Below are 11053 nucleotides of genomic sequence, written 5' to 3' on the forward strand. Positions count from 1 at the left end.
ATGGATTGAAATCTTTACTTTGTGTGGTATCGTTACGTCATCCTCGCTGAGGCAATAACTATCGCAAACGAGCTATACAGGATCGCAATCATGCAAAAAGACGCGCTAAACAACGTACACATTACCGACGAACAGGTTTTGATCACTCCGGATCAGTTGAAGGCTGAATTCCCTCTGAGCGTTGAGCAGGAGGCGCAGATCGCGCAGTCTCGCCAGACTATCTCCAACATCATCGCTGGCCGCGATCCGCGTCTGCTGGTGGTATGTGGCCCGTGTTCGATCCACGATCCTGAAACCGCCATTGAGTACGCTCGTCGTTTTAAAGCCCTTGCCGAAGAGGTCAGCGATAGCCTCTATCTGGTCATGCGCGTCTATTTTGAAAAACCCCGCACCACCGTTGGCTGGAAAGGGCTGATTAACGATCCGCATATGGATGGTTCGTTTGATGTGGAAGGCGGCCTGAAGATTGCGCGCCGTCTGCTGGTTGAACTGGTCAATATGGGGCTACCGTTGGCGACGGAAGCGTTGGATCCAAACAGTCCTCAGTATCTCGGCGATCTGTTTAGCTGGTCTGCTATCGGCGCGCGTACGACCGAATCCCAGACTCACCGTGAGATGGCTTCTGGCCTGTCGATGCCGGTAGGGTTTAAAAACGGCACCGATGGCAGCCTTGCCACGGCAATTAACGCAATGCGCGCTGCCGCGATGCCGCACCGTTTCGTCGGCATCAACCAGGCCGGACAGGTGTGCCTGCTGCAAACGCAGGGCAACCCGAACGGTCACGTCATTCTGCGCGGCGGGAAAGCGCCAAACTACGGCCCGGAAGATGTTGCGAAGTGTGAAAAAGAGATGACTCAGGCGGGACTGAAGCCATCGCTGATGGTAGATTGCAGCCATGGGAATTCTAATAAAGATTACCGCCGTCAGCCTGCGGTTGCGGAATCCGTGGTCGCGCAGATTAAAGATGGTAACCGTTCCATTATTGGTCTGATGATTGAGAGCAATATCCACGAAGGTAACCAGTCCTCTGAGCAGCCGCGTTGCGATATGAAATACGGCGTCTCAGTGACCGATGCCTGCATTAGTTGGGAAACCACCGATGCACTGCTCCGCGAACTTGATAAGGATCTGCGAGGCCATCTGGCGGCTCGTCTGGCGTAAGAGGATGATATGGTTGCTGAACTGACCGCATTGCGCGATCAAATTGATGAAGTCGATAAGGCGCTGCTGGAACTGCTGGCTAAGCGCCTGGAGCTGGTAGCGGAAGTCGGAGAGGTTAAAAGCCAATACGGCCTGCCCATTTACGTTCCTGAACGTGAATCGGCGATGCTGGCGTCCCGGCGCGAGGAGGCTGCTGCGCTTGGGGTCCCACCGGATCTTATCGAAGATGTTTTGCGTCGCGTCATGCGGGAGTCTTATTCCAGCGAAAACGATAAAGGTTTTAAAACGCTTTATCCGAACCTGCGTCCGGTGGTGATTGTTGGCGGCGGCGGGCAAATGGGGCGTCTGTTTGAGAAAATGCTGACGCTTTCCGGATATCAGGTTCGTATCCTTGAAAAAGACGACTGGTCGCGGGCGGAAGAGATTGTCGCCGATGCCGGTATGGTTATCGTCAGCGTGCCGATTCATATCACGGCGGCAACGATTGCTCAGCTGCCACCGCTGCCGGCGGACTGCATCCTGGTCGATTTGGCCTCGGTGAAAGCGGAACCGCTGCAGGCGATGCTGGCCGCGCACAAAGGTCCGGTATTGGGGTTACACCCCATGTTTGGGCCGGACAGCGGCAGCCTGGCGAAGCAGGTGGTGGTGTACTGCGATGGCCGTCAGCCCGAAGCGTATCAGTGGTTCCTGGAGCAAATTCAGGTCTGGGGCGCGCGGCTCCATCGTATCAGCGCCGTCGAACACGATCAGAATATGGCCTTTATTCAGGCGTTGCGCCACTTTGCGACCTTCGCTTACGGCCTGCACCTGGCCGAAGAGAATGTGCGTCTTGAGCAACTTCTGGCGCTGTCGTCGCCTATTTATCGTCTGGAACTGGCGATGGTTGGCCGGCTGTTTGCCCAGGATCCGCAGCTCTATGCTGACATTATTATGTCCTCGGAAAATAATCTGGCGCTGATTAAGCGATACTACCAGCGCTTCGGTGAAGCTATCGGCCTGCTGGAGCAGGGGGATAAACAGGCGTTCATCGATAGCTTCCGTAAGGTTGAGCACTGGTTCGGTGACTATGCCCAGCGCTTCCAGAGCGAAAGCCGGACGTTGCTGCGCCAGGCAAATGATAATCGGCAGTAAGTCGTCAAACACGTATACAATAAAGCCAGAGGGGTGACCCGCTGGCTTTTTTTATAGGGATGAAAACGATGGCTGAACCACAACCGCTGTTTGATTACACCGGGCATTTACCGGAATGTCCGACCTGGAGCGAAGCCGAACAGGCATTGTACTGGGCCGATATTATGGAATGCGAGATTCATCGCTACGACGTGCAGACGGGTGAACATCAGGTTCTGCAATTTCCCGAGGAGCCCGGCTGTTTTGCCCTGCGCGAGAAGGGCGGTTTTATCGTCGCTTTACGCAGCGGTATCTGGCTCACTGATGCGCATGGTCTTCTACAGCGCAAAGTCTGCGATAACCCCAGCAACCCGCAATTAGCGCGCTTTAATGATGGTGGAACCGATCGCGATGGCCGCTTTTATGCCGGGACTTTCTGGGGGCCGGGAGATTTTAACGGCGCGCTCTTAGTGCGCATCGATAACGATCTCTCCCCGCAGGTTATCCAGTGTGATATTCACGGCGCTAACGGTCTGGCGTTTAGCGAAGACAAACGTTGGATGTATACCTCGGATACGCCAAATGCCGTTATCTATCGAACACCTCTCGATGAGCGGGGCGAGGCGGGTAAACGTGAGGTCTTCCTGCGCTTTCAGCCGGGAGAGGGGATTCCAGACGGCGCGGCCATCGATGCTGAAGGTTGCTACTGGAGCGCGATGTTTGACGGCTGGCGTATTGCGCGCTTCTCGCCGACGGGCGAGCAGCTGGAGGAGCATCGTCTACCGGTGCGTTGCCCGACGATGGTCTGTTTTGGCGGAGCGGATATGAAGACGCTCTACATTACCACCACGCGGGAGAATATGGATGCCAACGAAGTGGCGAAATATCCGCTTTCCGGCGCGATCTTCACCCTGCCAGTCGCCGTGGCAGGGATGAAGAAATTGCCGTTTATCGAACGTTAAACCGGGTCGACCGGTACCACGTTTTCGCTGGCATAGCAGCCCAGCACTTTCATTGAACGCGTTATCTCGGCCAGCTCTTTTAATGCCTTGCGCATTGGCAGTGATTCCAGGTTGGCCTGGATATCCAGATAAAACATCTCTTCCCACGGATTACCGTGAATGGGGCGTGATTCCAGCTTGGTCATGATCAGATTATGGTTTCGCAGCACCAGCAGCGCTTCAACCAGGGCCCCGGCTTGCTGGCCGGTGGCCATCAACAGCGTGGTTTTCGCGGGGACCTGATCGGAGACTTCCACCGCTTTACGCGCCAGAACCAGGAAGCGGGTGATGTTTTGCGTCTGGTTCGCCTGACAATGTTCCAGGACCTGTAAACCGTGCAGCGCTCCGCCTGCTTCGCTGCCCAGGGCGGCAACGGTCGGCGATTTAGCCTGAGCGACTTTTTCCATCGCTGAGGAGGTGCTGTCGGTATATTCAATGTTCCAGTGCGGATAGCGGCTCAGATACTGGCTGCACTGCTGAAACGGCTGCGGATGGCTGTAGACCGTCGTAATCTGTTGCGCATCGGTGGACGTTGAGACCAGCACGCAGTGATCGATAGGCAACGTCAGCTCGCCCACGATGGATAAGCTGGTGTGCTGCAGAAGATCGTAAACATCATTGATGCCGCCGGAACTGGTATTTTCAATAGGAACGACGGCATAGTCAGCCTGGCCGGTCTCCACTTGCTCAAAGATATCGGCGAACTTCGCGCAGCCGCTTTCGATAAACTGTTCAAAGTGGCGGGCGGCGTACTGACGAGCCGCAAGGTGCGAATATGAACCTTTAGGTCCGAGGAATGCCACCCGCGCGGAGTGCGGATTAATTTTATTCAGGTGCTGTTGCAGCAGCGTTTGTTGGGTAAGGACCGAGTCTTCAATGATCAGCTGGAACAGGCGCGTGATGTAATGGGCATCAAGATGGTGTTTTTTCCCCAGCGTCATCAGGCGTTCCAGCAGGTCCCGCTCGCGGTCGATATCCCGCACCGGCCGGTGCGATGCCAGCTTGGCTTTGCCGACCTCGACGGCCAGGCCGCGGCGCTCAGCCAGCAGCGCAAGCAGTTTCTCATCCAGAGCGCTGATCTTATCGCGTAGGGCCAGTAATGGGTTTTCCTCGGTCATATGTGTTGCCTTTCTTGTTATTGATTATCAATAAAAAAGGCCTCCCGTTTGGGAGGCCTTGTTGTTCGTCTTCGCATTCTTTATCACACGACGAATTGCCTCCCATTCAGGGGAAGGTAAAAAAGAATGCGAAGAAAAACGGGATCAGTTTCACGATGAATTCCTTGAGTTAGTGGGGATTACAGTACCTGTACTGTTTTCACTCTGTCAATAAAAAACGCGCCCGAAGGCGCGTGGCATGACACAAGCTTAAGTTAAGGATTACTCTTCTTCTTCCACAAAGCCAGCCTCTTTCACCGACGTTGCGGCGCGGCGGGCTTCCCCTTTGTGTTGCACTTTATTGAGCTGCCGTTCCAGCTTGTTGATCAATTCGTTAATTGCGGCATACATGTCTTCGTGCCGTGCGCTGGCGACCAGGTGCCCGTTTGGCGTATTGATGGTTGCGTCAGCGACAAAACCCTGCGGCTCCTTAGAGAGGATGATGTGCGGGTTAATTAAGTGGGTTTGCCATTTATCCAGTTTGGCGAGACGGTCTGCGACGTGCTGGCGGATTGCCGGAGTAATTTCCATTTGTTTACTGGTAATGTTCATTGTCATAAATTTTACCTCTTGTCTTTCCCGTCTTGGTAAACTCAGCATACCTCGCCCAATGTCAAAATGCGTGATTTAAATCACATTTTATTGTCACTTTTTGTCAACAAATCTGTTTTGTGAGACAGGACAGGAACAGGTGAGATTTTACTTGTGGAATGGAAGAAAGAGAGCCATATTTGATGAGTTAACTCGGCGCTAAACCGCTTCAGCTTAACAATTTAACGAATAAAAAAACGGCAGCCACTCGGCTGCCGTTTTGCTTATCTAAGGGCTATCAGGTGTTCTTGCTGTTAGCCGCGATGATTTTCGCAACCTTGTCAGCCTGCGCGTTCATCTGCATCTGACGGTAGGCGTTTTCCATTTTCGGAAGCGCGTCGCGGGTGGCCTGCGTATCCGGATAGTTACGCAGCATGCCGTCTACGCGGTTAACGACCGCAACCCATGCGCCACGATCGGTATAGTAATCCACGACCGACAGCTCGTACTTCGCCAGACGATCTTTCAGGAACACCATACGCTTGTAGGCGTCAGTAGCGTACTGGCTGTTAGGATAGCCACGAACCAGTTTGGAGAAGTCGTTAAAGGCATCGCGCGCGTGTTGTGGATCGCGGTCAGAACGATCGACACCGAAGAAGCCCTGCAGCGCACTGTCATCCAACGCCATATTTGTCAGACCACGCATATAAATGACGTAATCAATGTTAGGATGGGTAGGGTTCAGGCGCACAAAGCGATCGATAGCTGCCTGAGCCAACGGCAGATCGGCGTTTTTGTAGTACGCATAAATCAGATCCAACTGTACCTGTTGGGAATAAGGTCCAAAGGGATAACGGTTATCCAACGCTTCCAGTTGCGTTATTGCCTGTTTCCAGTTACCGTCCTGCAGCTTTTGCTGAGCGGTCGCGTAGATCTCATTCGGCGGATTATCGGGCACCTCCTCCTTTGAGCCAGAGCAACCCACCAAAGCCAGGCTCAGTGTGGCTGCTGCCACCAGGTATTTCATGCGCGTCATGACGTTTTGACTTCCTCAAAATGTTTATGCGGGAGAATCTCTGTTCCTGCTCCCGATTAAGACCAGCTACAATAGCACACTATATTAAACGGCAAAGCCGTAAAACCCAACGTTAAAACGAAGAAGCTGTATATGGCACAACGAGTACAACTCAACGCAACGGTGTCCGAAAATCAACTCGGACAACGCTTAGATCAGGCTTTGGCCGAATTGTTCCCGGATTATTCGCGTTCGCGCATAAAAGAATGGATCCTTGACCAGAGAGTGCTGGTAAACGGCAGCGTCAGCGACAAGCCGAAAGAGAAAGTGCTGGGGGGAGAAACGATTGCTATCGATGTTGAAATCGAAGAAGAAGTCCGTTTCCAACCACAGGATATTCCGCTCAATATCGTTTATGAAGATGATGACATCCTCGTAATTAATAAACCGCGCGATTTAGTTGTGCACCCTGGCGCGGGCAACCCTGACGGTACTGTGCTGAATGCGCTGTTGCACTACTATCCGGCCATTGCTGACGTGCCGCGTGCGGGGATCGTGCACCGTCTTGATAAAGACACCACCGGCTTGATGGTGGTCGCGAAGACCATTCCGGCGCAAACCCGCCTGGTGGAATCCCTGCAGCTGCGCGAAATCACCCGCGAGTATGAAGCGGTGGCGATTGGTCACATGACCGCTGGCGGAACGGTGGAAGAACCGATTAGCCGCCACCCGACCAAGCGTACGCATATGGCGGTACATCCCATGGGAAAACCGGCGGTGACGCACTATCGGATCATGGAGCATTTTCGCATTCATACTCGTCTGCGTTTGCGCCTGGAGACTGGCCGTACGCATCAGATTCGCGTACACATGGCGCACATCACTCACCCGCTGGTGGGCGATCAGGTCTATGGCGGGCGCCCGCGTCCGCCTAAAGGCGCATCGGAAGAGTTCATCACCGCTCTGCGTAAGTTCGATCGCCAGGCCCTGCATGCCACCATGCTGCGTTTATACCATCCGATCAGCGGCATTGAGATGGAATGGCATGCGCCAATTCCACAGGATATGGTTGATTTGATTGATGCCATGCGCGCTGATTTTGAAACCCATAAAGACGATATTGACTGGCTATGACTAAACTGATTGTACCGCAATGGCCAATGCCGGAAGGCGTGGCAGCCTGTAGTTCCACGCGCGCTGGTGGGGTGAGTTTGTCGCCATACGATTCACTTAACCTCGGAGCCCATTGCGGAGACAATCTGCAGCACGTAGAAGAGAACCGTCGGCGTATGTTCGCCGCTGGCGGTCTTCCGTCATACCCGGTGTGGCTGGAGCAGGTTCACGGTACGGCAGTGTTAAAGCTCGACGGCGGGCCGTACGAGTCAAAGCGTGCTGATGCTTCATACTGCAATGTGCCGGGTACGGTATGCGCGGTGATGACCGCTGATTGCCTGCCGGTGCTTTTTTGCAACCGCGCGGGAACGGAAGTCGCGGCTGCTCATGCCGGCTGGCGGGGCCTTTGTGAAGGCGTGCTGGAAGAAACCGTAGCCTGTTTTGCCGATAAACCGGAAAACATCATGGCCTGGCTTGGTCCTGCCATTGGGCCGGACGCGTTTGAGGTTGGTCCGGAGGTGCGTGAGGCCTTTATGGCAAAAGATACTCAGGCGGAGCGCGCATTTCGTCCTGCAGGTGAAAAGTATTTTGCTGATATCTATCAGCTTGCGCGTCAGCGGCTGGCGAGCGTTGGCGTTGAGCAGATTTTTGGCGGTGACCGCTGTACCCTCAGCGAAAAAGATGATTTTTTCTCTTATCGTCGCGACAAGACGACGGGTCGTATGGCAAGTTTCATCTGGCTGATATAACCTCCCGAACTAAGACGATCCAGAAGGCAAACTTATTTTTGCATAGTTCAGGTCTTTAACCTTGAATAATTGAGGGATGACCTCATTTAATCTCCAGTAGCAAATTTGACCTGTTATGGGAGGAGTTATGCGTCTGGATCGTCTTACCAATAAATTCCAGCTTGCTCTTGCCGATGCCCAGTCCCTTGCACTCGGGCACGACAACCAATTCATCGAACCTCTTCATCTTATGAGCGCCTTGCTGAATCAGGAAGGGGGATCGATACGTCCTTTATTAACTTCGGCGGGCATCAATGCCGGAGAGTTGCGCACCAATATTGAACAGGCGTTGAGCCGATTGCCGCAGGTGGAAGGTACCGGCGGCGATGTTCAACCGTCCCAGGATTTAGTGCGTATTCTGAACCTTTGCGACAAGCTGGCGCAAAAGAGAAAGGACAACTTTATTTCGTCAGAGCTGTTCGTTCTGGCAGCGCTTGAATCACGCGGCACGCTGACCGACCTTTTAAAATCCGCCGGGGCCACAACCGCCAACGTGAGTCAGGCGATCGAACAAATGCGCGGAGGTGAAAGCGTGAACGATCAGGGAGCCGAAGACCAACGTCAGGCCTTGAAAAAATTTACCGTCGATCTGACCGAACGTGCTGAGCAGGGCAAGCTTGACCCGGTGATTGGCCGCGATGAAGAAATTCGTCGTACGATTCAGGTTCTGCAGCGCCGTACCAAAAACAACCCGGTGCTGATTGGTGAACCCGGTGTAGGTAAAACGGCCATTGTTGAAGGGCTGGCGCAGCGGATCGTCAACGGTGAAGTGCCGGAAGGGCTGAAGGGGCGCCGGGTGCTGGCGCTTGATATGGGCGCGCTGGTGGCGGGTGCCAAATACCGCGGTGAGTTTGAAGAGCGCTTAAAAGGCGTTCTGAATGACCTCGCCAAGCAGGAAGGCAACGTCATCCTGTTTATCGATGAGCTGCACACCATGGTGGGTGCGGGTAAAGCGGATGGCGCAATGGACGCCGGTAACATGCTGAAACCGGCGCTGGCGCGCGGTGAGCTGCACTGCGTGGGCGCTACGACGCTGGATGAATATCGTCAGTACATTGAGAAAGACGCCGCGCTGGAACGTCGTTTCCAGAAAGTATTCGTGGCGGAGCCGACCGTTGAAGATACCATTGCGATTTTGCGTGGTCTGAAAGAACGTTATGAACTGCACCACCACGTGCAGATCACCGACCCGGCGATTGTTGCGGCAGCCACGCTGTCTCATCGCTATATCGCCGACCGACAGCTGCCGGATAAAGCTATCGACCTGATCGATGAAGCCGCTTCCAGCATTCGGATGCAGATTGACTCAAAACCGGAAGAGCTGGACAGACTCGACCGTCGCATCATTCAGCTCAAGCTGGAACAGCAGGCGCTGAAGAAAGAGTCTGATGAAGCCAGCATTAAGCGGCTGGATATGCTGAATGAGGAACTGGCCGATAAAGAACGTCAATATTCAGTCTTAGAAGAAGAGTGGAAGGCTGAAAAAGCATCGCTCTCCGGAACCCAGACGATTAAGGCTGAGCTGGAACAGGCGAAAATCGCTATTGAGCAGGCGCGTCGCGTCGGCGATCTGGCGCGGATGTCCGAGCTGCAGTATGGCAAAATCCCGGAGCTGGAAAAACAGCTGGCGGCGGCAACGCAATCCGAAGGCAAGACGATGCGTCTGTTGCGTAATAAAGTTACGGATGCGGAAATCGCGGAAGTGCTGGCTCGCTGGACGGGTATCCCGGTGGCCAGAATGCTGGAAGGCGAGCGTGAGAAGCTGCTGCGTATGGAGCAGGAGCTGCATAGTCGCGTCATTGGTCAGAACGAAGCGGTCGAAGCGGTATCGAATGCGATCCGCCGTAGCCGTGCCGGATTATCCGATCCTAATCGTCCAATTGGCTCGTTCCTGTTCCTGGGCCCTACCGGTGTAGGTAAAACAGAACTCTGTAAAGCGCTGGCCAACTTTATGTTTGATAGCGACGATGCGATGGTACGTATCGACATGTCAGAGTTTATGGAGAAACACTCCGTTTCACGTCTGGTTGGGGCGCCTCCGGGATACGTCGGTTATGAAGAAGGCGGCTATCTCACTGAAGCGGTCCGCCGTCGTCCTTATTCCGTCATCCTGCTGGATGAAGTGGAAAAAGCGCATCCGGATGTCTTTAACATTCTGCTGCAGGTACTGGACGATGGACGTTTGACTGACGGGCAGGGGAGAACGGTCGACTTCCGCAATACGGTCGTCATCATGACCTCTAACCTCGGTTCGGATCTCATTCAGGAACGTTTTGGTGCCCTGGACTATAGCCACATGAAAGAGCTGGTTCTGGGCGTGGTTAGCCAAAGCTTCCGGCCGGAGTTTATCAACCGTATTGATGAAGTGGTGGTATTCCACCCGTTAGGTGAAAAACACATTGCTTCTATTGCGCAGATTCAGCTGCAGCGGTTGTATAAACGACTTGAGGAACGCGGCTATGAAGTTCACCTCTCTGATGAGGCACTGAAGCTGCTGAGCGAAAACGGTTACGATCCGGTTTATGGCGCACGTCCTCTGAAACGTGCTATCCAGCAGCAGATCGAAAACCCGTTGGCGCAGCAGATTCTCTCTGGTGAGCTAATACCGGGTAAAGAAGTGCAGCTGGTTGTGAAAAACGACCGGATAGTGGCAGTGCAGTAAATCACAAAACAGCAAAAACGGGCCCGCCGGGCTCGTTTTTGTTTAAAAACCAGGCGATAATGTATTCTCAGCTGCAGCTTTGGTTGAAAAATAAGCGGGTGGAGTTTTTTTTTGAAATTCCTCTTGCCACTTCAGAATTACTCCCTATAATGCGCCTCCACTGACACGGAACAACGGCTTACAGCCCGCCGGGTCAGCGGTATTCAGCGATGAATACCGGCAGAGAAAAGCAAAAATAAGCGCTTGACTCTGAGTGAGGAAAACGTATTATACGGGACCTCGCAACGGTGAGCGAAAGCCGCGTTGCACTGCTCTTTAACAATTTATCAGACAATCTGTGTGGGCACTCAAAGTGACATGGATTCTTAACGTCCTCGGACGAAAATGAACACCAAGTCTCAAAGAGTGAACACGTAATTCATTACGAAGTTTAATTCTACGAGCATCAAACTTAAATTGAAGAGTTTGATCATGGCTCAGATTGAACGCTGGCGGCAGGCCTAACACATGCAAGT

General features: G+C 53.5%; 10 protein-coding genes, 1 rRNA gene and 1 other annotated feature. Of the genes, 7 read left to right on the plus strand and 4 right to left on the minus strand.

The window, feature by feature from the left end; all coding sequences use genetic code 11:
• Positions 1 to 90: 90 nt before the first annotated feature.
• From aroF to FQK12_RS17925, 3 genes are all read left to right on the plus strand, one after another.
• Complete coding sequence (aroF, locus tag FQK12_RS17915; RefSeq protein ID WP_014226435.1) at positions 91 to 1161, plus strand: 3-deoxy-7-phosphoheptulonate synthase AroF; 1071 nt, start codon at positions 91 to 93, stop codon at positions 1159 to 1161.
• 9 nt (positions 1162 to 1170) lie between these two features.
• Positions 1171 to 2292 carry a bifunctional chorismate mutase/prephenate dehydrogenase gene (gene tyrA / locus FQK12_RS17920; protein WP_014226434.1) on the plus strand — a complete coding sequence of 374 codons (1122 nt, stop codon included), beginning with the start codon at positions 1171 to 1173 and terminating at the stop codon, positions 2290 to 2292.
• A 68-nt stretch (positions 2293 to 2360) separates the two neighbouring features.
• Complete coding sequence (locus FQK12_RS17925) at positions 2361 to 3233, plus strand: SMP-30/gluconolactonase/LRE family protein (protein ID WP_014226433.1); 873 nt, start codon at positions 2361 to 2363, stop codon at positions 3231 to 3233.
• Here the strand turns inward: FQK12_RS17925 and pheA are convergent.
• The 4 genes from pheA to bamD all read right to left on the minus strand — a co-directional run bounded on the left by pheA (position 3230) and on the right by bamD (position 5996).
• Complete coding sequence (gene pheA / locus FQK12_RS17930; protein ID WP_004853306.1) at positions 3230 to 4390, minus strand: bifunctional chorismate mutase/prephenate dehydratase; 1161 nt, start codon at positions 4388 to 4390, stop codon at positions 3230 to 3232. The two genes, FQK12_RS17925 and pheA, sit on opposite strands and share 4 nt — an antisense overlap.
• Positions 4391 to 4420: 30 nt before the next feature.
• Positions 4421 to 4545, minus strand: a sequence feature (Phe leader region).
• Entirely contained in the window at positions 4497 to 4544 is a 48-nt protein-coding gene (gene pheL, locus FQK12_RS17935) for a pheA operon leader peptide PheL (protein WP_101706155.1), read from the minus strand. Its footprint overlaps the feature before it by 48 nt.
• A gap of 106 nt (positions 4546 to 4651) precedes the next feature.
• Positions 4652 to 4987 (minus strand): ribosome-associated translation inhibitor RaiA, encoded by a 336-nt coding sequence (gene raiA, locus FQK12_RS17940; RefSeq protein ID WP_004104616.1) that lies wholly within the window; start codon positions 4985 to 4987, stop codon positions 4652 to 4654.
• A 271-nt stretch (positions 4988 to 5258) separates the two neighbouring features.
• A complete protein-coding gene (gene bamD, locus FQK12_RS17945; protein WP_004853303.1) occupies positions 5259 to 5996 on the minus strand; it encodes an outer membrane protein assembly factor BamD in 738 nt (245 codons plus the stop codon).
• 132 nt (positions 5997 to 6128) lie between these two features.
• On the opposite strand from bamD, the gene rluD reads away from it, so the two are divergent.
• From rluD to FQK12_RS17965, 4 genes are all read left to right on the plus strand, one after another.
• Positions 6129 to 7109, plus strand: coding sequence for a 23S rRNA pseudouridine(1911/1915/1917) synthase RluD (rluD, locus tag FQK12_RS17950; RefSeq protein WP_004853302.1), 981 nt, complete (start codon positions 6129 to 6131; stop codon positions 7107 to 7109).
• Positions 7106 to 7837 carry a purine nucleoside phosphorylase YfiH gene (gene yfiH, locus FQK12_RS17955; RefSeq protein ID WP_014226432.1) on the plus strand — a complete coding sequence of 244 codons (732 nt, stop codon included), beginning with the start codon at positions 7106 to 7108 and terminating at the stop codon, positions 7835 to 7837. Before rluD ends, yfiH begins: the two co-directional genes overlap by 4 nt.
• A 127-nt stretch (positions 7838 to 7964) precedes the next feature.
• Positions 7965 to 10538, plus strand: coding sequence for an ATP-dependent chaperone ClpB (gene clpB / locus FQK12_RS17960; RefSeq protein WP_014226431.1), 2574 nt, complete (start codon positions 7965 to 7967; stop codon positions 10536 to 10538).
• A 453-nt stretch (positions 10539 to 10991) separates the two neighbouring features.
• Positions 10992 to 11053: ribosomal RNA gene (locus tag FQK12_RS17965) — 16S ribosomal RNA — on the plus strand; the annotation flags it as partial.

Origin of the sequence: Klebsiella sp. ME-303, from assembly GCF_007910085.1 — a bacterium.
Taxonomy (GTDB): Bacteria; Pseudomonadota; Gammaproteobacteria; order Enterobacterales; family Enterobacteriaceae; genus Klebsiella; species Klebsiella michiganensis.

Coding starts and splice junctions, on each gene's coding strand:
- aroF (WP_014226435.1), top strand. CDS start 91: ATGCAAAAAGACGCGCTAAACAACGTACACATTACCGACGAACAGGTT.
- tyrA (WP_014226434.1), top strand. CDS start 1,171: ATGGTTGCTGAACTGACCGCATTGCGCGATCAAATTGATGAAGTCGAT.
- FQK12_RS17925 (WP_014226433.1), top strand. CDS start 2,361: ATGGCTGAACCACAACCGCTGTTTGATTACACCGGGCATTTACCGGAA.
- pheA (WP_004853306.1), bottom strand. CDS start 4,390: ATGACCGAGGAAAACCCATTACTGGCCCTACGCGATAAGATCAGCGCT.
- raiA (WP_004104616.1), bottom strand. CDS start 4,987: ATGACAATGAACATTACCAGTAAACAAATGGAAATTACTCCGGCAATC.
- bamD (WP_004853303.1), bottom strand. CDS start 5,996: ATGACGCGCATGAAATACCTGGTGGCAGCAGCCACACTGAGCCTGGCT.
- rluD (WP_004853302.1), top strand. CDS start 6,129: ATGGCACAACGAGTACAACTCAACGCAACGGTGTCCGAAAATCAACTC.
- yfiH (WP_014226432.1), top strand. CDS start 7,106: ATGACTAAACTGATTGTACCGCAATGGCCAATGCCGGAAGGCGTGGCA.
- clpB (WP_014226431.1), top strand. CDS start 7,965: ATGCGTCTGGATCGTCTTACCAATAAATTCCAGCTTGCTCTTGCCGAT.